At 72.5% G+C, this 19,074-nt stretch carries 18 protein-coding genes; 13 read left to right on the forward strand and 5 right to left on the reverse strand.

Annotated elements, in window-relative coordinates:
- The first annotated feature begins 25 nt into the window (after positions 1-25).
- Complete coding sequence (locus tag AC07F0_RS13845; RefSeq protein WP_478978286.1) at positions 26-1,210, forward strand: hypothetical protein; 1,185 nt, start codon at positions 26-28, stop codon at positions 1,208-1,210.
- 32 nt (positions 1,211-1,242) lie between these two features.
- Here the strand turns inward: AC07F0_RS13845 and AC07F0_RS13850 are convergent, their stop codons facing one another.
- The gene (locus tag AC07F0_RS13850) at positions 1,243-1,773 is read right to left on the reverse strand and encodes a PadR family transcriptional regulator (protein WP_478978289.1); all 531 of its coding nucleotides are present in this window, start codon (positions 1,771-1,773) and stop codon (positions 1,243-1,245) included.
- 94 nt (positions 1,774-1,867) lie between these two features.
- Between AC07F0_RS13850 and AC07F0_RS13855 the strand changes: the two genes are divergently transcribed.
- Positions 1,868-3,193 carry an MATE family efflux transporter gene (locus AC07F0_RS13855; protein WP_478978292.1) on the forward strand — a complete coding sequence of 442 codons (1,326 nt, stop codon included), beginning with the start codon at positions 1,868-1,870 and terminating at the stop codon, positions 3,191-3,193.
- Here AC07F0_RS13855 and AC07F0_RS13860 read toward each other — a convergent pair.
- A complete protein-coding gene (locus AC07F0_RS13860; RefSeq protein WP_478978294.1) occupies positions 3,151-4,389 on the reverse strand; it encodes a glycosyltransferase 87 family protein in 1,239 nt (412 codons plus the stop codon). The two genes, AC07F0_RS13855 and AC07F0_RS13860, sit on opposite strands and share 43 nt — an antisense overlap.
- 117 nt (positions 4,390-4,506) lie before the next feature.
- On the opposite strand from AC07F0_RS13860, the gene AC07F0_RS13865 reads away from it, so the two are divergent.
- Both AC07F0_RS13865 and AC07F0_RS13870 read left to right on the forward strand, forming a co-directional pair.
- On the forward strand, positions 4,507-5,649 hold the full coding sequence (locus AC07F0_RS13865) for a glycosyltransferase family 4 protein (RefSeq protein WP_478978297.1): 1,143 nt from the start codon (positions 4,507-4,509) through the stop codon (positions 5,647-5,649).
- A gap of 138 nt (positions 5,650-5,787) precedes the next feature.
- Positions 5,788-7,425, forward strand: a complete 1,638-nt coding sequence (locus AC07F0_RS13870; protein WP_478978300.1) for a GMC oxidoreductase — start codon at positions 5,788-5,790, stop codon at positions 7,423-7,425.
- A 19-nt stretch (positions 7,426-7,444) separates the two neighbouring features.
- Here AC07F0_RS13870 and AC07F0_RS13875 read toward each other — a convergent pair whose 3' ends face one another.
- Positions 7,445-9,241 carry an AMP-dependent synthetase/ligase gene (locus tag AC07F0_RS13875; protein ID WP_478978303.1) on the reverse strand — a complete coding sequence of 599 codons (1,797 nt, stop codon included), beginning with the start codon at positions 9,239-9,241 and terminating at the stop codon, positions 7,445-7,447.
- Between the two features lie 297 nt (positions 9,242-9,538).
- On the opposite strand from AC07F0_RS13875, the gene AC07F0_RS13880 reads away from it, so the two are divergent.
- From AC07F0_RS13880 to AC07F0_RS13905, 6 genes are all read left to right on the forward strand, one after another.
- Positions 9,539-10,336 (forward strand): metallophosphoesterase family protein, encoded by a 798-nt coding sequence (locus tag AC07F0_RS13880; protein WP_478978306.1) that lies wholly within the window; start codon positions 9,539-9,541, stop codon positions 10,334-10,336.
- 104 nt (positions 10,337-10,440) lie between these two features.
- Positions 10,441-10,881, forward strand: coding sequence for an SRPBCC family protein (locus AC07F0_RS13885; RefSeq protein ID WP_436729177.1), 441 nt, complete (start codon positions 10,441-10,443; stop codon positions 10,879-10,881).
- 133 nt (positions 10,882-11,014) lie between these two features.
- On the forward strand, positions 11,015-12,190 hold the full coding sequence (locus tag AC07F0_RS13890) for an ArsA family ATPase (protein ID WP_478978309.1): 1,176 nt from the start codon (positions 11,015-11,017) through the stop codon (positions 12,188-12,190).
- A 44-nt stretch (positions 12,191-12,234) separates the two neighbouring features.
- A complete protein-coding gene (locus AC07F0_RS13895) occupies positions 12,235-12,735 on the forward strand; it encodes a DUF5304 domain-containing protein (protein WP_478978312.1) in 501 nt (166 codons plus the stop codon).
- A gap of 134 nt (positions 12,736-12,869) precedes the next feature.
- On the forward strand, positions 12,870-13,823 hold the full coding sequence (locus tag AC07F0_RS13900) for an ROK family glucokinase (protein ID WP_436729174.1): 954 nt from the start codon (positions 12,870-12,872) through the stop codon (positions 13,821-13,823).
- Between the two features lie 110 nt (positions 13,824-13,933).
- Entirely contained in the window at positions 13,934-14,680 is a 747-nt protein-coding gene (locus AC07F0_RS13905; protein WP_478978315.1) for an endonuclease/exonuclease/phosphatase family protein, read from the forward strand.
- On the opposite strand, the gene AC07F0_RS13910 is transcribed toward AC07F0_RS13905, so the two are convergent.
- Both AC07F0_RS13910 and AC07F0_RS13915 read right to left on the reverse strand, forming a co-directional pair.
- Positions 14,677-15,309, reverse strand: a complete 633-nt coding sequence (locus AC07F0_RS13910) for a hypothetical protein (protein ID WP_478978317.1) — start codon at positions 15,307-15,309, stop codon at positions 14,677-14,679. The two genes, AC07F0_RS13905 and AC07F0_RS13910, sit on opposite strands and share 4 nt — an antisense overlap.
- Positions 15,302-16,099 (reverse strand): alpha/beta hydrolase, encoded by a 798-nt coding sequence (locus AC07F0_RS13915; RefSeq protein ID WP_478978320.1) that lies wholly within the window; start codon positions 16,097-16,099, stop codon positions 15,302-15,304. The genes AC07F0_RS13910 and AC07F0_RS13915 overlap by 8 nt, the downstream gene beginning before the upstream one ends.
- A 202-nt stretch (positions 16,100-16,301) precedes the next feature.
- On the opposite strand from AC07F0_RS13915, the gene AC07F0_RS13920 reads away from it, so the two are divergent.
- The 3 genes from AC07F0_RS13920 to AC07F0_RS13930 are packed head-to-tail and all read left to right on the forward strand — an operon-like array spanning position 16,302 to position 19,034.
- Entirely contained in the window at positions 16,302-17,063 is a 762-nt protein-coding gene (locus AC07F0_RS13920; protein ID WP_478979102.1) for a lysophospholipid acyltransferase family protein, read from the forward strand.
- A 58-nt stretch (positions 17,064-17,121) separates the two neighbouring features.
- Positions 17,122-18,348 carry a MacS family sensor histidine kinase gene (gene macS / locus AC07F0_RS13925; protein WP_478978323.1) on the forward strand — a complete coding sequence of 409 codons (1,227 nt, stop codon included), beginning with the start codon at positions 17,122-17,124 and terminating at the stop codon, positions 18,346-18,348.
- Positions 18,345-19,034 (forward strand): response regulator, encoded by a 690-nt coding sequence (locus AC07F0_RS13930; RefSeq protein WP_478978326.1) that lies wholly within the window; start codon positions 18,345-18,347, stop codon positions 19,032-19,034. Before macS ends, AC07F0_RS13930 begins: the two co-directional genes overlap by 4 nt.
- Positions 19,035-19,074 lie beyond the last annotated feature (40 nt).

Below are 19,074 nucleotides of genomic sequence, written 5' to 3' on the forward strand. Positions count from 1 at the left end.
GCCCGGCGCCCGTACGATCGGGAACGTGGCTGGTCGAAGGTCGGGGTCCCCGGTGGTGGCGCTCGTCGTGCTGCTCGTCGTCCTGACCGGATGCGGCGGCCGGTCCGCCACCGACCGCGCCACGGCCGAGGTCCAGCGGCTCCTCGACCGGCGTGCCGCCGCGGTCCTCGACCACGACGAACGGGCCTACGCGCGCACGGGCACGGGCACGGATTTCGCCCAGGTGCGCGCGCTGCCCCTGGCCGACTGGTCGTACCGCGTGACCGGCCTGCACCGCAGCGGCGACACCGCCATCGCCGACGCCGAACTGCGCTACCGCGTCGCGGGGTACGACCGGGCGCCGGTGACCGCCGGCCGCACCCTGCGGCTGAGCCGCGACGCGGACGGGCAGTGGTCCGTCGACGCCGACCGGCCCGCGAAGAAGTCCGCCCAGCAACTGTGGGACCAGGGCGCCGTACAGGTCGTCCGGGGCGAACGCAGCCTCGTCCTCGGCGTCGGGCAGTCCGGCCGGTCGCTGCGCGGTTTCGCGGAGCTGGCCGACCGCGCGGTGCCCGCCGTCTCCCAGGCGTGGGGCACGGACTGGGGCCGGCGCGTCGTCCTGCTCGTACCGAGGTCGCTGGAGGGGATGGCGGGGCTGCTCGGCTCACCCGCCTCCTCCTACCGCGGGATCGCGGCGGTCACCACGGGCGAGACGGGCGCACCGGCGCGGGCGCCCGCGGACCGCATCATCGTCAACCCGGACGCGTTCGCACTCCTCGGCACCCTCGGCGAGCAGGTCGTCGTCACCCACGAGACGACCCATGTCGCCACCCGCGCCCACACCACCCCCGCCACCCCGCTGTGGCTGTCCGAGGGTTACGCCGACTGGGTCGGCTACCGGGCCGCCGGCCGCACCGCGCCCGAGGCCGCGCCCGAACTGTCCCGCGCGGTGGCCCAGGGCCGGACCCCGTCCGCCCTCCCGGACGACGGGGACTTCGGCTTCACCGGCGACGCGAGCCGCCTGGCCCGGGCCTACGAGAGCGGCTGGACGGCGTGCCGGCTGATCGCCGACCGCTGGGGCGAGGCGCGGCTGGGCGAGTTCTACCGGGCCGTCGGGGACCACCGGAAGCGGGCCGGGGCGGTGGAGGAGGCGATGCGCGAGGTGCTGGGGACGACGCCGGAGGCCTTCACGGCGCAGTGGCGGGACTATCTGCGAGTCCAGCTGGGCTGACCCGGCCGTGGCCGGACAGACCGCCCACTGCCTCATCCCGGCTGTTCGAGCAGCGCGATGGCCTCCCGCAGCCAGGCCCGCTCCGCCTCGCCCGTCGCCCGGGCGACCCGCAGCATGCCCTGGCGGAACAGATCGTCGGCCTCCTCGGCGCGGACCGGCTTGCCGGAGTCGTAGAAGAAGCTCGACGGCGTCTCGAGGAAGTCCAGCCGCCGGCGCAGCACCGCGGCCTGCTCGTGCCGGTCGGGGAGGTGGCGCAGGAACGCCAGGACCGTGTTGAAGCGAACCTGGTCGGTGATCTCGGTCTGCTTGGGACGGCGCAGCCGCTCCAGCAGCTCCTCGCGGCCCTCGGCGGTGAGGGCGAGGGTCCGGCGCGGGGCCGCGCTCGTGCCGGGCTCGGTGCGCTGGTCGAGCAGGCCCGCCCCGACCAGTCGCGTGATCGCCGGGTAGAGCGCGCCGTCGCTCACCGGCCGGACATGGCCGGTCAGCGCCTTGATGCGCTCCTTGAGCTCATAGCCGTGCAGCGGCTCCTCGGCCAGGAAGCCCAGGATCGACAGCTCCAGCATGCTCGTCCTCCTTGCGGGGGCGTGAGGTCCCATGTTACCTCTTACCGAGCTACCTCGAATCGAGGTTCGCTCGGTCTCAGGGGGGACAGTCACCGTGAACGCCCACCGCAGGCAGCTCCTCCAGCTCGCCCGCCCCGTCTACTTCTCACTCCTGGCGTCCGTCGCCGCCGGGATCATCAACACCGTCTGGGTCGCCCGGCTGGGTGGTCCGGCCGTGGCCGCCGTGGCCGTGGCGACCACCACGGAGAACGTGCTGCTGGGCATCGCCCTGGTCTTCGGCTCCGGCACGACCGTGCTGGTCGCCCACGCCCGGGGCGCCCGCGACCCCGCCGCCGTCCGGGCGGCCGTGCGCGGCGGCTGGGCACTGTGGGCACTGGTGACGCCCCTGGTGGTGGCGGGCGGCCTGCTGGGGCGCGAACCGCTGGCCCGGCTGGTGCTGGGCGGGGCCGACGGCGCCGCCCTCCCGCTCGCCGTCGCCTACTTCACTCTCTCCATGCCCGGCATGGCCGTCTTCTTCGCCCAGCAACTCGTCGACGGCATCCTCAAGGGCACCGGCGACACCCGGACCCCGATGCGGCTCGCGCTGCTGTCCAACGGCCTGATCCTGGCCCTCGACCCCTTCCTCATCCACCTCTACGGCGTTCAGGGCGCCGCCGCCTCCACGGTGCTGTGCCGGACCGTGGCGCTCGGAGCCGGACTCGTCGCCGTCCGGGGCACCGCACTGCTGCGCAGCGCCCGCGGCGCGGTACCGGCCGAGCCTCTGGCCGTCTCCCTGCGCCGGACGCTGACCACCGGCCTGCCCATGTCCGCCGACTTCACCGTGCGGCAGACGGGCGCCCTGGTCCTGGTGGCGATCGTGGCGCGGCTCGGGGTGACGGCGGTGGCCGCGTACTCGATCGCCTACAAGGTCATGTACGTGGCGACCATGGCCTTCTACGCCGTGCGCCAGGCCGCGTCCATCCACACCGCGCACACGCGGGGCGAGGGCAGGGACGCGCGGCGGGAGATCGGGCGGCAGGCCGTGCTGGTCTCCGGGGCCATCGGCCTCACCGCGGCCGTGCTGCCGGCCGTCACCACCCCGTGGCTCATGACCGTCTTCGGCGCCGGACCCGGGGTCGCGCGCGAGGGCGTGCTGTTCCTGCGCTGCGTCGGCCCGTACCTGGTGCTGATGGCCTGCCTCATCGCACTCGGCGGGGTCTTCGAGGGCGGCGGGGACGCCCCGAGGCTGCTGCGCGTGACCGTGCTCGGGACGGCGGTCCAACTGGCGCTCGCGTACGGCCTGACGGGGCTCGGGCTGCCCGGTGTGTGCCTCGCGCTGGCGGTGGCGGCGGCGGTGCAGTGCGCGCTGGCGGGCGTGCTGTTCCGGCGGGCCCCGGCTCAGGTGGAGACCGGGGTCTCGTCGGTGCGGGTGGTGGGCTGAGCGGGCACGGGAGCGGGGGCCGTGCGCGGCACGGTCGCCCGCCACAGGGCGCGGGCCGCGAGGACCGCGGCGGCGACCAGCAGGCCGTTGCGCAGGAACAGCAGGGTCAGGCCGAGGCCGTCGCTGGCCACCACGTTGGCGAAGTAGAGCGGGAACTCCAGCACCGTCACGAAGCACGCCACCAGGACGAGCCCGACCGGCAGCCGCATCCGGCTCCTGGGGAAGTACAGGCAGACCGCGGCCAGCCCGACCAGCCACACCATGTACTGCGGGCTGATCACCCGGCTGGTGGTGGTGAACATCAGCACCGCCACGAAGGCCGCGTCGGCGACCGTGTGCTCCTCGAAGGTCCGGGCCAGCAGCCGCCACAGCACCAGCCAGCCGAAGGCCGCCCCCGTCAGGAACAGCGCGCCCGTGCTCACCTCGCTCACGTACGGCCCGAGGAACTCGATCGAGCCGTAGTTCAGCCGCACCTCGCCCCGCCAGCCGAAGTGCCGGGCGACGTGGAAGACCAGCGCGCCCAGCGACTCCACCTCGGTGCCCCGGTCGCGCTGGGAGGTCAGGAAGGTGTTCGCCCCGGGCGCGGCCAGGGCGAACACGCCGGTCACCGCGACGCCGGTGACCACGGCCGACACCCAGGAGGCGGGCCGGCGGACCGCCAGCAGGAGCATCGCCGGCCAGACCTTCAGCAGCGCGCCGAACGCGGCCAGCACCCCCATCACCTTGGGGTGCCGGGCGCCCGCGAGCAGCGCCGCCACGGCCACCGCCGTGACCATCACGTCGTAGCGGGCGTACACCGTCGGCCCGAGCAGCGGCACGCCCGCCACCCACACCCAGGCGCCGCGCAGCGACCTGCCCGGGCGCCGGCCCGCGTACGCCAGCAGGGCCAGGACGGCCAGGTCGGTGACGCAGACCAGCACGAAGAACGCGGTCGCGTACGGCAGGAAGGGCAGCAGGCCGGGGGAGAGGATCGCCAGGGCGGCGGCGGGCGGGTACTGCCAGGTGACGTCGTCCTGGGGGAACGTTCCGCCGGCCAGGACGTCGTACCAGCCCTGGTAGATCACGGACACGTCGCTCGTCACGTCCGGGCCCGGGAAGACGTACACCTTCAGCACGAACAGCAGCAGCACCAGCCTCGTGAGGCACCAGGCCACCGGCAGCCATGCCAGGGACCACTTCACGCCCGTCGTCCTCACCAGATCCCTGCCCGTCCGCGTACCGTGTCGGAGGCCATGATGTCCCCGACAGCTGTGAGCGTGCCACACCTGCCGGCGCGTACGGCCGTGCGGGGGCGGTTCGGTAGGGTCGGCGGCGTGCGCAAGACCCTGATCGTGACCAACGACTTCCCGCCCCGGCCGGGCGGCATCCAGGCGTTTCTGCACAACATGGCGCTGCGGCTGGACCCGCAGCGGCTGGTCGTCTACGCGTCGACCTGGAAGCGGAGCCGTGAGGGCGTGGCGGCGACCGCCGCCTTCGACGCCGAGCAGCCCTTCACCGTCGTACGGGACCGTACGACGATGCTGCTGCCGACTCCGGGCGCCACCCGGCGGGCCGTCGGGCTGCTGCGGGAGCACGGGTGCACCTCGGTGTGGTTCGGGGCGGCGGCCCCCCTCGGCCTGATGGCACCGGCGCTGCGCGGCGCGGGCGCCGAACGGCTGGTCGCCACCACGCACGGCCACGAGGCCGGCTGGGCGCAACTGCCCGCCGCCCGGCAGCTGCTGCGCCGGATCGGCGACTCCACGGACACGATCACCTACCTCGGCGAGTACACGCGCTCCCGGATCGCCGGCGCGCTCAGCCCGCGGGCGGCCGCGCGGATGGCGCAGCTGCCGCCGGGCGTCGACGAGAAGACCTTCCACCCCGGCTCGGGCGGCGACGAGGTGCGGGCCCGCCTGGGCCTGACGGACCGCCCGGTGGTGGTGTGCGTCTCCCGGCTGGTGCGGCGCAAGGGCCAGGACACCCTGATCCAGGCCATGCCCCGGATCCTGGCGGCCGAGCCGGACGCCGTGCTGCTGATCGTCGGAGGCGGCCCCTACGAGAAGGACCTCCGCAGACTGGCCCACGACACGGGCGTCGCCGCCTCCGTCCGCTTCACGGGCCCGGTGCCCTGGTCGGAGCTGCCCGCCCACTACGGCGCCGGAGACGTCTTCGCCATGCCCTGCCGCACCCGCCGCGGCGGCCTCGACGTCGAGGGCCTCGGCATCGTCTACCTGGAGGCCTCGGCGACAGGTCTCCCGGTCGTCGCCGGCGACTCGGGCGGCGCCCCGGACGCGGTCCTGGACGGCGAAACGGGCTGGGTGGTCCGCGGCGGGTCTCCGTCGGAGGCAGCCGACCGCATCATCACCCTCCTGGGTGACGCCGAGCTGCGCCGCAGAATGGGCGAGCGAGGCCGCGAGTGGGTCGAGGAGAAGTGGCGCTGGGACCTGCTCGCGGAGCACCTGAAAGACTTGCTGTAGATGCTCAGGTGCGCGGGGCTGTATCGATGTGCGGCTCCGCCGCGTGGGCGCGACAAGCCACACACAACCCGCACCCGCCCACGACGAATGCGCGGCACCCCACTAGGCGGAACCAAATAATCCGCCGATGCTGCGCCCATGACATCAAACCTGATACCCCGTCAGCTGACAAGGCGTCAGATCCTTGGCATGGCAGCCCTGCAAACCGCAGCCACCCTGGGATTCACCCGCATCGGCCTCGACTCCGCCCGAGCGGCGCAGCCCGCCGCAGTCGACACCGCCCCCGCCATCGTCATCGGCTCCGGCTACGGCGGCGCCGTAGCCGCCCTCCGCCTGGCCGAGGCCGGCATCCGCACCCTCGTCCTGGAGATGGGCCGGCTCTGGAACACCCCCGGCCCCGACGGAAAGATCTTCTGCTCCACCCGCACCCCGGACCAGCGCTCCATGTGGTTCCGCACCCGCACCGAGGCCCCCCTGGGCACCTTCCTCTGGCTGGACGTCGTCAACAGGGACATCGGCCGCTACCCGGGCGTCCTGGACCGCGTGCACTTCGCCCAGATGTCCGTCTACGTCGGCAGGGGCGTCGGCGGCGGCTCGCTCGTCAACGGCGGCATGGCGGTCACACCGCCCAGGGCCTACTTCGCCGAGCAGTTCCCCACCGTCGACGCCGACGAGATGTACGGCACGTACTTCCCGCGCGCCCGCGCCGCCCTCGGTGTGAACACCGTCGACCCGGCCTGGTTCGAGTCGACGGAGTGGTACCGCTTCACCCGCGTCTCCCGCAAGCACGCCGAGAGGACCGGCCTGCGGACCACCTTCGTGCCGAACGTCTACGACTTCGGCCACATGGCGCGCGAGGCGGCCGGCACCGCCCCGAAGTCGGCACTCGCCGGCGAGGTCATCTACGGCAACAACCACGGCAAGCGCAGCCTCGACAAGACCTACCTCGCCGCCGCGCTCGGCACCGGCCACGTCACGATCCACACCCTGGAGAAGGTCCGCGCGATCAGCCGGGCGCCGGACGGGAGTTACGTCCTGACCGCCGACCGCGTCGACGAGACCGGCCGGGTCGTCGAGACCAAGGAGTACGGCTGCACGTACCTCTTCCTCGGCGGCGGCAGCCTCGGCACCACCGAACTGCTGCTGCGCGCGCGGGAGACGGGCACCCTGCCCGATCTCGACCCCAGCGTCGGAGCCGGCTGGGGCACCAACGGCAACGTGATGCTCGGCCGGGCCAACCACCTGTGGGACACCGTCGGCGAGAACCAGTCGACCATGCCGGTCATGGGCATCGACGACTGGGCCAACGCCGCCAACCGCGTGTTCGCCGAGATCGCCCCGCTGCCGACCGGGCTGGAACACTGGGTGAGCCTCTATCTGGCGATCACCGGGAACCCGGAGCGGGCGTCCTTCTCGTACGACACCGGCTCGGGCGCGGTACGGCTCGGCTGGACGGCCGCCCACAGCGCGGTCTCCGTCGCCATGGCCAGGAAGCTGTTCGACCGGATCAACGCGGCCAACTCGACGATCTACCGCTACGACCTGTTCGGATCGAGCAGCAAGGTCTTCGCCGACGACTTCACCTACCACCCGCTCGGCGGCTGCGTACTGGGCCGGGCGACGGACGACTACGGGCGCGTGAAGGGCTACCGAAGGCTCTACGTCACCGACGGCTCGCTCGTGCCCGGGTCGATCGGGGTCAACCCCTTCGTGACCATCACCGCGCTCGCCGAACGCACGATGGCGCGGGTCCTCGCCGAGGACACCGCGCCATGATCATCCCGGGAAGGCCCCGCTACTTGGCGTAGATCGCCTCGACCTCGTGCGCGTAGTCCTTCGCCACCACGTTCCGCTTCAGCTTCAGCGAGGGGGTCAGGTGGCCCGACTCCTCCGTGAACTGGGAGGACAGAATGCGGAACTTCCGCACCGATTCCGCCTTCGACACCGCGGCGTTGCCGTCGTCGACCGCCGCCTGGATCGCGGCCAGCAGGTCCGGGTCCTCGCACAGCGACGCCGCTGTGGAACCCGCCGGCTTGCCGTGGTCCGCGCACCAACGGCCCAGGAACTCCTCGTCGATGGTGATCAGCGCGCCCACGAACGGCCGCCCGTCGCCCACCACCATGCACTCCGCGACCAGCGCGTGCGCCCGGATGCGGTCCTCGATCACGGCCGGGGCGACGTTCTTGCCGCCCGCGGTGACGATGATCTCCTTCTTGCGGCCGGTGATCCGGAGGTAGCCGTCCTCGTCGAGGGTGCCGATGTCGCCGGTGTGGAACCAGCCGTCGGCCAGCGCTTCCGCGGTCGCGCCGGGGTTGTTCCAGTACTCCTTGAACAGGTGCTCGCCGTGCAGCAGCACCTCGCCGTCGTCGGCGATCCGCACCACCGAGCCGGGCAGCGGCTGGCCGACCGTGCCGATCTTCTGCCGGTCCCAGGGGTTGAACGCGGTGGCCGCGCAGGACTCGGTCAGACCGTAGCCCTCCAGGACCGTAAAGCCGATGCCGCGGAAGAAGTGCCCGAGGCGCTCGCCCAGCGGGGCGCCGCCGGAGATGGCGTACTCGCCCCGGCCGCCGAGGACCGCGCGCAGCTTGCTGTAGACGAGCTTGTCGAACGTCTTGTGCTTGATCCGCAGACCGAGGGACGGGCCCGACGGGGTGTCCAGCGCCTTGCTGTAGGCGATCGCCGTGTCGGCGGCCTTGTCGAAGATCTTGCCCTTGCCGTCGGCCTGCGCCTTGGCACGCGCCGAGTTGTAGACCTTCTCGAAGACGCGCGGCACCCCGAGGATCAGGGTCGGGCGGAACGCGGCCAGCTCGTCGGTGAGGTTCTTGATGTCCGGGACGCAGCCGAGCTTGATCGGCGCCATCATCGGCGCGATCTGCACGAGCCGCCCGAAGACGTGCGCGAGCGGGAGGAAGAGCAGCACCGAGCACTCGCCCGTGCGGAACAGCGGACGCAGCCGCTCCACGATGTTGCCGCACTCGGCGAAGAAGCTGCGGTGGGTGAGCACGCAGCCCTTGGGGCGGCCGGTCGTGCCCGAGGTGTAGACGATGGTCGCCGGGTCGTCGGCCCTGGCGATCGAGCTGCGCTCCTCGACCGTCTGGTCCGTGACGTCCTGCCCGAGCCGGCCCAGCTCCTCGATGCCGCCGCCCTCGATCTGCCACACATGCTTGAGCGCCGGCAGCCGGTCACGCACCGACTCGACGGCGGCCGTGTGACCGTCCGACTCCACGATGCACGCGGTCGCGCCCGAGTCGCCGAGGATCCACTGCACCTGCTCCGGCGAACTGGTCTCGTACACCGGCACGGTCACCGCGCCCGCGCTCCAGATCGCGAAGTCCAGCAGGGTCCACTCGTAACGGGTGCGGGACATCAGGCCCACCCGGTCGCCCGGCTCGACCCCGGCGGCGATCAGCCCCTTCGCGGCCGTGTGCACCTCGGCGAGGAAGGCGGTGGCCGTGACGTCCTGCCAGGTGCCGCCGACCTTGCGGGCGATGACGGCGACGTCCGGGTGCTGCGCGGCGTTTCTGCGGACGATGTCGGTCAGATTGCCGTCCGCAGGGACCTCGTACAAAGCCGGAAGGCTGAACTCGCGCAAGACTGCTGCTCCTCATAGGGCGCCGGCGCCACGACGTTGTGTGATGCGACGGTCCGGTCCAAGGCTCGGGCAGGTGCTCCCGCATTCACTTGTTGAAATGCAGAGCACGACTGGACTGCCCGGACGTTACCCGCCGGTATGGGTTCTCCGACAGGGGGTCCCATCGAGATGTTCGCTGCGTCACACAGTTGGGTATTCCTTCGCGCACAGTAGTCCACGTACTAACTGACTGGCCAGTAACCGCAGGTAGGGCCGCCACTGTTCACGACTGCGCCCCCCGACCTACCCTTGATCACCATGGCACCCACACCAGCCGGAAACCACAGGACGCGCGTGCATGTGGTCAGCGACGTGCACGGCAACGCCCGTGACCTGGCGAGGGCCGGCGAGGGCGCCGACGCCCTGATCTGCCTGGGCGACCTCGTCCTCTTCCTCGACTACGCCGACCACTCGCGCGGTATCTTCCCCGACCTGTTCGGCGTCGAGAACGCCGACCGCATCGTCGCGCTGCGCACCGCCCGCCGCTTCCAGGAGGCGCGGGAGTTCGGCGCCCGGCTGTGGGCCGGCGTCGGCGAGGACCGCGCCTCGGTGATCGAGAAGGCGGTGCGCAAGCAGTACGCCGAGATGTTCGCCGCGTTCCCCACTCCTACGTACGCGACCTACGGAAATGTCGACATGCCGCCCCTGTGGCAGGAGTACGCCGGCCCCGGCACGACCGTCCTCGACGGCGAGCGCGTGGAGATCGGCGGCTGGGTCTTCGGCTTCGTCGGCGGCGGCCTGCGGACACCGATGCGGACGCCGTACGAGATCAGCGACGAGGAGTACGCGGCCAAGATAGAGGCCGTCGGCAAGGTCGACGTGCTGTGCACGCACATCCCACCCGAGGTCCCCGAACTCGTCTACGACACCGTCGCCCGCCGCTTCGAGCGCGGCAGCCGGGCCCTGCTGGACGCCATCCGCCGCACCCGGCCCCGCTACTCCCTCTTCGGGCACGTCCACCAGCCGCTGGTGCGGCGGATGCGGATCGGGGCGACCGAGTGTGTGAACGTGGGTCACTTCGCGGGGACCGGGACGCCGTGGGCGCTGGAATGGTGAGGACGTCCCAGGTCGGGTGAGATCGGCGGGTCCCGTGCGCGGTAGCCTTCACGCTGCACACGCATGCGACCTCACACCGGCCCGTATCTGGAGGAGCCACGGCGATGGCGGAACACACCAGCTCGAGCATCACCATCGAGGCGGCCCCGGCCGACGTCATGGCGGTCATCTCCGATTTCGCCCGCTACCCGGACTGGACCGGCGAGGTGAAGGAGGCCGAGGTACTCAAGACCGACGAGCAGGGCCGTGCCGAACAGGTCCGGCTCGTCATGGACGCGGGTGCGATCAAGGACGACCAGGTCCTCGCGTACACGTGGACCGGCGAGAACGAGGTGTCCTGGACCCTGGTCAAGTCCCAGATGCTCCGGTCCCTGGACGGCACGTACCTGCTGAAGCCGGCTGGGTCGGGGGGCACCGAGGTCACGTACGCGCTGACCGTCGACGTCAAGATCCCGATGCTCGGCATGATCAAGCGCAAGGCGGAGAAGGTCATCATCGACCGGGCGCTTGCGGGTCTGAAGAAGCGGGTCGAATCGGGCAAGTAGGGGTCGCGTCGTAGCGGTGCCCGCGCCGTGCCGGGTGCGGGCCCGTCGTGGCTGGTCGCGCAGTTCCCCGCGGCCGTGGGGTGCCTCAGCACCCACCCGGCCTGAGCGCCAACGCCGGGTACCGTTCACCCCCATGCGCACCATCCTGATCACCGGCCCCGGCGGCAGCGGCCGTACCACCCTCGCGGCCGCGACCGCCCTGGCCGCGGCGGCGCAGGGCACCCGCACCCTCGTCCTCGGCACCGACCGCACGGACACCCTCGGCACCGCCCTGGGCACCGGCACCGGCCCCGAGCCGGTCGAGGCCGCACCCCGCCTCACGGCCTGGCGCCCCGACCCCGCCCAGGACTTCCGGCAGGACCTCACCGCCCTCCAGGACCGCGCCTCCTCCGCCCTGGACCTCCTCGGCGCCTCCCGCCTCGACCCGGAGGAACTCAGCCCCCTCCCCGGAGCCGAGGAACTCGCCCTCCTGCGCGCCCTGCGCGACGCCGCGCTGTCCCAGGCGTACGACCTGCTCGTCGTCGACCTGCCCCCGGCCCCGCAGGCCCTCGCCCTGCTCGCCCTGCCCGAGGAGCTCCGCCGCTACCTGCGCCGCCTGCTCCCGCACGAACGCCAGGCCGCCCGCGCCCTGCGCCCCGTCCTGGGCCGGCTCGCCGGCGTCCCCATGCCCGCCGAGTGGCTGTACGAGACGGCCGCCCGCTGGGACCTGGAGCTGGCCGCCGTCGAGGCCGTCGTCGCCGACCGCGACACCGTCGTACGACTGGTCGCCGAGCCCGGCCCCGCCAGTGCCGACGCCCTCCGCACCGCCCACCTCGGACTCGCCCTGCGCCGCCTGCGCACCGACGTCGTGGTCGCCAACCGCGTCCTGCCCGAGGCGTCCCCGGACACCTGGCTGGCCGGCCCGGTCGCCCAGCAGCGCAAGACACTGGAGGAGTGGCGGGAGTCGTACGACGTCCGGACCGTCGCCCACCTCGGGCGCGACCCGGTCGGCACCGACGACCTGGCCGCCCTCGCCGTACCCGGCGCCGACCCGGGCGAGCCCGCCCCGGCGGTCGAGTGGCCGGTGGCCGACCGGCTCGGCGAGGACGGTGTGCTCGTCTGGCACATCCCGCTGCCCGGCGCCGTACGCGAGGAGCTGGACCTCGTGCGGCGCGGCGACGAACTCGTCGTCACGGCGGGGCCTTTCCGCCGAATCGTTCCGCTGCCCTCCGCGCTGCGCCGCTGCACCGTCGACGGCGCCGCCCTGCGCGAGGGCGAGCTGCGCATCCGCTTCGCGCCCGACCCGAAGCTCTGGCCGCAGACGCGGTGAGAGGGGGTAACGTCGGAGGGACGAACCGTAGTCAGGAGTCCGTCATGAGCGAAGAGCTCCCCCCGTTCGACGCCGCCCGCGAAGAGGCCGCGGACGAGGTGCGGGCGAGCGACGCCGACGCCTGGGCGACCGCGTGCGCCGAGGACCTCGAGGCGGAGCAGGCCCGCCGCCGCGCCGAGTACGGCCCGCCCCCGGGCTCCGCGGCCGAGGAACTGAAGAAGCTCGTCGACGCCGTCGCGGACAAGCTGTCGGGGATCCAGTCCCCGCTGTTCGGTTCCGTCGCCGGGCCCGCCGCCGAGCAGGTCGTCCGCCAGGTCGTCCAGCAGGCCAAGGCCGCCGTGGAACCCGTCATCGAACGCAACCCGGACGTCTTCGACCACCTGGCCGCCGCCGGGAACGAACTGCTCGCCGCCTACCGCTCCGCCGTCGAGGCCCAGGAGCGGCGCTGGACCGGGCGCGACGACCGGATCGACCCGCGTGATCTGGACGAACGCCATGACCGGGGCGACGACGCCGGTCCCGGGGAGCGCATCGACCTGGACTGAGCCCGATCTCCTCCTCGCGAGCCGCGACCGGCGTGCCGCCGCCGGTCCTGCCCAGCGTGCGGACGACAGCCGACCCGACGGCGCGCCTCGGGTACCGTTGGCCGTAGCGGGGCTCGACCGAAACTGAGGGATTCATGGGACTCACCATCGGCGTCGACATCGGCGGCACGAAGATCGCGGCCGGCGTGGTCGATGAGGAAGGCAACATCCTCTCGACCCACAAGGTGCCGACCCCGGGCACGCCTGAGGGCATCGTGGACGCCATCGCCTCGGCGGTGGAAGGCGCACGCGTCGGGCACGACATCGTCGGCGTGGGCATCGGCGCGGCCGGATATGTGAACCGGCAGCGCTCCGAGGTCTACTTCGCGCCCAACATCCACTGGCGCAACGAGCCGCTCAAGGAGAAGGTCGAGGCCCGTGTGGGCCTCCCGGTGGTCGTCGAGAACGACGCGAACGCCGCGGCGTGGGGCGAGTACAAGTTCGGCGCCGGCAAGGGCCACCGCAACGTCATCTGCATCACGCTCGGCACCGGCCTCGGCGGCGGCATCATCATCGGCAACAAGCTGCGCCGGGGGCACTTCGGCGTGGCCGCCGAGTTCGGCCACATCCGCATGGTGCCGGACGGCCTGCTGTGCGGCTGCGGCTCGCAGGGCTGCTGGGAGCAGTACGCGTCGGGCCGGGCGCTGGTGAGGTACGCCAAGCAGCGCGCCAACGCCACCCCCGAGAACGCCGAGTTCCTCCTCGGCCTCGGCAACGGCACGCCCGACGGCATCGAGGGCAAGCACATCTCCATGGCCGCCCGCCAGGGCGACCGCGTGGCCGTCGACTCCTACCGGGAACTGGCCCGCTGGGTCGGCGCGGGCCTCGCCGACCTGGCCTCCCTCTTCGACCCCTCCGCCTTCATCGTCGGCGGTGGTCTCTCCGACGAGGGCGAGCTGGTCCTGGGCCCGATCCGCAAGTCCTACAAGCGCTGGCTGGTCGGCGGCAACTGGCGCCCGGTCGCCGAGGTCCGCGCCGCGGAACTGGGCAACAAGGCCGGCCTGGTGGGAGCAGCGGACCTGGCCAGGGAACCCGACCCGATCATGTGACGCCCTGCTTTCGGGCCTTCAAGGGGCGCGGGGAACTGCGCGATCAGCCACATGCGTCCGGCACTCGCGCCCACCCCCGCGCCCCGAGCTATTGGGCGTAAATTGATCACATGTCGCTGCTCCCCAACTCGCGTACAGAACCAGACGGTTCCGCGGTCATCAGGGTCCTGAGCTACAATATCCGGTCGATGCGCGACGACACCGCCGCCCTGGCCCGCGTCATCAAGGCCTGCGAACCCGACCTGGTCCTGATCCAGGAAGCCCCCCGCTTCTTCCGCTGGCGCAAGAAACTCGCCCGTCTGGCCCGCGAATCAGACCTGGTCATCGTCACCGGGGGCGCCACCACCACCGGCCCGGCGATCCTCAGCTCGCTGCGCGCGAGCGTCGAACGCACGGAGGACGTCCTCCTGCCCCACACCCCCGGACTGCACCGCCGCGGCTTCGCCACGGCGGTCGTCCGCTTCGCCGGCACCCGCCTCGGCGTCCTGAGCTGTCACCTGTCGCTGCAGAAGGACGAGCGCCACGACCAGGCCGGCATGCTCCTGGACCGGCTCGCCGGGATGGGCGTGGAGCACGTGGTCGCGGGCGGCGACCTGAACGAACGCCCCGACGGCCCCGCCTTCCGACGCCTCACCGACGCCCTGCAGGACTGCCACGCGACCGCGCCCTGGGGCGGCGAGCACACCTGGACCCCCGCCGACCCCTACCAGCGCATCGACGCGATCTTCGCGACCAAGGGCATCGAGGTGCTGGGCTGCGGCGTGCCGTTCGAGCACCCTGGAGTGACCGACACAGACCTGAGGGCGGCCACGGACCACCTCCCGGTCCTGGCCGCCCTCAGAGTGCCGGCTTCCTAGACGACCGCACCCCGCCCGGGGTCGTCGTCGTCCTCGTCGTCCGTCCGCATCCGCATCACCAGCGTCACGAAGCCGCCGACGAAGCCGCCGACGCTCAGCGTGGTCAGCCACCAGGTCATCTCCCAGCCGAGCAGCACGGCGAGCAGGAGCAGCACCGGCCCGCCCAGCACGCCGAGCCAGGCGAACTTCGCGGTGGGGTCGGCGGACGGCAGCGGGGGCGGCTCCGGCGGCACGAAATGCCCCTCGTCGTCCTCGTCGAAGTCGTCCTCGGCGGGCTCGGGAGCGGAGTAGTCGCGCGGGCCGACACCGGGCGCGAAGGAGACGGAGCCGCCCAGAGGCTTGGCCGGCTTGTCGCCGGATCCCTTCGGCTCCGGCCCGTCCGGCTCGCCGGGCTTCCCGGCCTCGGCGGGAGCCGACGCGGCATCCGCGGCCGTGTCCACCCGGTCGTCGTTGGTCGGAGTCTCCAGCAGCGCCAGGTCCTCGATCGACTTGAACGGCTTGGCGCCCGGCGGGTCCGGCGGCTCGTCGCCGTACCCGGCGACGATCGCCGCCCAGGCGGCCTCCTCGTCGAACGGGACGCCCTTCTCGTCCGGCTCGCGGCCCTCGCGGTCGGAGTCGTGCTCAGCCACCTGCGGTCGTCCCTTCCTTACCGAGACCGGGCTCTCTGCCGAGGCCGGACGCGAGCCGGCTGAAGAAAGCGGTGCTCTCCTCGAAAATCCGGTCCGCGTCATGGTCCAACGTGGCGACGTGGTAGCTCTGTTCCAGCAGGACCTCTTTCACGTCCGTCGACGAGATGCGGCTGAGAATACGGGCCGAGTCGGCCGGCGGCACCACATGGTCCTGCGGGCTGCGCAGCAGCAGCACCGGCTGCGTGACCTGCGGCAACTCGCGGTCGGCGATCTGGAAGAACTGGCGCAGGGAGTGCGCGGCGTGCAGCGGCACCCGGTCGTAGCCCAGCTCCCTGCTGTCCGGCTTGGCGATGTCGCTGGCGATGCCCTTCGTCGCGGGGACGATGTGGCGGATCACCGGGAGGGCGTGCGCGGCCAGGCCGTGCACCTTGTTCGCCGGGTTGACGACCACCACTCCGCTGACGGCGTCGCCGTGCCGCGCGGCGAGCCGCAGGGCCAGGGCACCGCCCATGGACAGACCGGCCACGAACACCCGGTCGCGGCGCTCGCACAGGAGGCGCAGCTCGCGCTCCACCTCCGCGTACCAGTCCTGCCAGCCGGTGATCCGCAGGTCCTCCCAGCGCGTGCCGTGCCCGGGGAGCAGCGGCAGCGAGACGGTCATGCCGCGTGCGGCGAGATGCTCCGCCCAGGGGCGCAGCGACTGCGGTGAACCGGTGAAGCCGTGGCAGAGGAGCACGGCGATCTCCCCGCCCTCGTGGCGAAACGGCTCGGCTCCGGCAAGGACCGGCACCTTCGGCCTCCTGGTCATGAGAAGGGACGGACACGATCACGGAATGTCACGGAACGTCATGGCAGGGGGCGCACGGCGTTCGCGGGACCTTCACCGTACGCGACGGCACTGACACCGACCAGGGCCGTCGGCGCCTTTGACGGCGCGCCGGGTTAAGGTCTGATCGACACATACAGGAGGCACTCGGTTGTTGTACGGCGCGATGAAGGTCGCTGTTGGGGGACCGCTGAAGGTCGCCTTCAGGCCCTGGGTGGAAGGCCTGGAGAACGTTCCCGACGAGGGCCCCGCGATCCTGGCGAGCAACCACCTGTCCTTCTCGGACTCGTTCTTCCTGCCCGCGGTCCTGGACCGCAAGGTCACGTTCATCGCGAAGGCCGAGTACTTCACCACGCCCGGGGTGAAGGGCCGGCTGACGGCCGCGTTCTTCAAGGGCGTCGGCCAGCTGCCCGTCGACCGTTCCGGTGCGCGCGGCGCGGGTGAGGCCGCCATCAGGAGCGGCATCGAGGTGCTGGAGCGCGGCGAGTTGTTCGGCATCTACCCGGAGGGGACGCGCTCGCCCGACGGGCGGCTCTACCGCGGCAAGCCGGGCGGCCTCGCGCGCGTGGCGCTGGCGACCGGCGCGCCCGTCATCCCCGTCGCCATGATCGACACGGAGAAGATCCAGCCGCCCGGGAAGGTCATGCCGAAGCTGATGCGCCCCGGCATCCGGATCGGCAAGCCCCTGGACTTCAGCCGCTACCAGGGCATGGAACACGACCGGTTCGTGCTGCGCGCCGTGACCGACGAGGTCATGTACGAGATCATGAAGCTCTCCGGCCAGGAGTACGTCGACATGTACGCGACGGCCATGAAACGGCAGCTCGCGGAGGCGGCGAAGGCGGAGAAGGAAGCCGAGAAGGCGGCGAAGGCCGCGCTCGCCCGGGCGGAGAAGGAACAGGCGGAGAAGGAAAAGCCGGAGCGGTAGGAGCCGGAGAAGAGGCGGACGGAGCCCTGGTCGGGGGCGCGTTCCGGGGGTGGGGGAGATGGCCAGGCGCGAGCGAGTCATGAGGATGTCGGTCGAACAGCCGCTGTGGAGTGCGCTGACCGCCTACCGGGTGCTCACGATGCTGTACGCGGTCGGCCTGTTCGCCACCGCCTACGAGGAGTTCGTCCGGCCCTGGGTCGCCGTCGCCTACTACGCCGTGCTGGCCGCGTGGACCCTGGCCACACTGCCCCGGGTCGCGAACGCCGCCCGCTGCACCAAGGGATTCCTCGCCGCCGACCTGACCATCGCCCTCACCGGCATCCTGCTCACGCCCGTCGCCGACGCGCACGAGCGGGTCCAGGCGGGCGGCCCGACGCTGCCGTCGATCTGGACCGCCGGTGCCGTCCTCGCCTTCGCCATCAAGGGCGGCTGGCGCTGGGCGGCCCTCGCCTCCAGCCTCGTGGCCGCCGCCAACCTGGTCGAGCGCGGCAGCCCGGCCCGCGACACCGTCCACAACGTCATCCTCGTCTGCATCGCCTCCATCGCCATCGGCTACGTCGTCGAGGTCGCCCGCGCCTCCGAGCGCACCCTCGCCCGTGCCCTGGAGATCGAGGCCGCGACGAGGGAACGCGAGCGCCTCGCCCGGGACATCCACGACAGCGTGCTCCAGGTGCTGGCGATGGTGCAGCGGCGCGGCGCGGTGATCGGCGGCGAGGCGGCCGAGCTGGGCCGGATGGCCGGTGAGCAGGAGGTCGCGCTGCGCACGCTGGTCTCCGGCGGGCTCGTGCCGGTCTCCCGGGTCTCGGAGGACGCCGCCGAGGGAGCCGTCGTCCGGGCCGTCGACGAAGAGGCGCAGGAGAGCGGCCCTGTCGACCTGCGCGCCCTGCTCGCGCCGTACGCCGGCGCCAAGGTCAGCCTCGCCGAGCCCGGCGCGCCCGTGCCGCTGGCGCCGGCCGCCGCCCGGGAGGTGGCCGCCGCCGTCGGGGCGGCCCTGGACAACGTCCGCAAGCACGCCGGGGAACAGGCGCGCGCGTGGATCCTCGTCGAGGACGAGCCGGACGAGGTGATCGTCACCGTCCGGGACGACGGCCCCGGCATCCCGGAAGGGCGGCTCGCCCAGGCCGAGGGCGAGGGGCGGCTCGGCGTCGCCCTGTCGATCCGCGGCCGGCTGCGCGACCTCGGCGGCAGCGCGGAGCTGGTCTCGGTGCCGGGCCAGGGCACGGAGGTCGAGCTGAAAGTACCGAAGGACGTGACGACCGTACGGGGGAAGGCGGAGCAGCGATGACGCAGACCACTGCGGACCGGCGGGATCCGATCAGGGTCATGGTGGTCGACGACCACCCCATGTGGCGCGACGCCGTCGCCCGAGACCTGGCCGAGTCGGGCTTCGAGGTGGTCGCCACGGCGGGCGACGGCGAGCAGGCCGTGCGCCGCGCCAAGGCCGCCGCACCCGAGGTCCTGGTGCTCGACCTCAACCTGCCCGGCAAGCCCGGCGTCCAGGTCTGCAAGGAGGTCGTCGCCGCCAACCCCGCGCTGCGCGTCCTGGTGCTGTCCGCGAGCGGCGAGCACGCCGACGTCCTGGAGGCGGTCAAGTCCGGCGCGACCGGCTATCTGCTGAAGTCGGCCTCCACCGAGGAACTCCGGGACGCGGTCCGCCGCACGGCCGTCGGCGACCCGGTCTTCACCCCCGGCCTCGCCGGGCTGGTCCTCGGCGAGTACCGCCGCCTGGCCTCCGAACCCGCCCCCGCCCCCGACACCGACGAGCCGAAGGCGCCCCGCCTCACCGACCGCGAGACCGAGGTGCTGCGCCTCGTCGCCAAGGGCCTGAGCTACAAGCAGATCGCCGAACGCCTGGTCATCTCCCACCGCACGGTGCAGAACCACGTCCAGAACACCCTCGGCAAGCTCCAGCTGCACAATCGCGTGGAGCTGGTCAGGTACGCGATAGAGCGCGGACTCGACGACGCGTGAGACCCACGCCACACTGACCCTTCGTCAGGCACCTGCTGCG

It is taken from the genome of Streptomyces sp. NPDC045955, assembly GCF_056430805.1.

Bases quoted from the DNA above. Each gene is read 5' to 3' on its own strand.
- AC07F0_RS13850 (WP_478978289.1), bottom strand. From the start codon at position 1,773: ATGCTGGAGCTGTCGATCCTGGGCTTCCTGGCCGAGGAGCCGCTGCAC.
- AC07F0_RS13870 (WP_478978300.1), top strand. From the start codon at position 5,788: ATGACATCAAACCTGATACCCCGTCAGCTGACAAGGCGTCAGATCCTT.
- AC07F0_RS13880 (WP_478978306.1), top strand. From the start codon at position 9,539: ATGGCACCCACACCAGCCGGAAACCACAGGACGCGCGTGCATGTGGTC.
- AC07F0_RS13885 (WP_436729177.1), top strand. From the start codon at position 10,441: ATGGCGGAACACACCAGCTCGAGCATCACCATCGAGGCGGCCCCGGCC.
- AC07F0_RS13890 (WP_478978309.1), top strand. From the start codon at position 11,015: ATGCGCACCATCCTGATCACCGGCCCCGGCGGCAGCGGCCGTACCACC.
- AC07F0_RS13895 (WP_478978312.1), top strand. From the start codon at position 12,235: ATGAGCGAAGAGCTCCCCCCGTTCGACGCCGCCCGCGAAGAGGCCGCG.
- AC07F0_RS13900 (WP_436729174.1), top strand. From the start codon at position 12,870: ATGGGACTCACCATCGGCGTCGACATCGGCGGCACGAAGATCGCGGCC.
- AC07F0_RS13905 (WP_478978315.1), top strand. From the start codon at position 13,934: ATGTCGCTGCTCCCCAACTCGCGTACAGAACCAGACGGTTCCGCGGTC.
- AC07F0_RS13920 (WP_478979102.1), top strand. From the start codon at position 16,302: ATGAAGGTCGCTGTTGGGGGACCGCTGAAGGTCGCCTTCAGGCCCTGG.
- macS (WP_478978323.1), top strand. From the start codon at position 17,122: ATGGCCAGGCGCGAGCGAGTCATGAGGATGTCGGTCGAACAGCCGCTG.
- AC07F0_RS13930 (WP_478978326.1), top strand. From the start codon at position 18,345: ATGACGCAGACCACTGCGGACCGGCGGGATCCGATCAGGGTCATGGTG.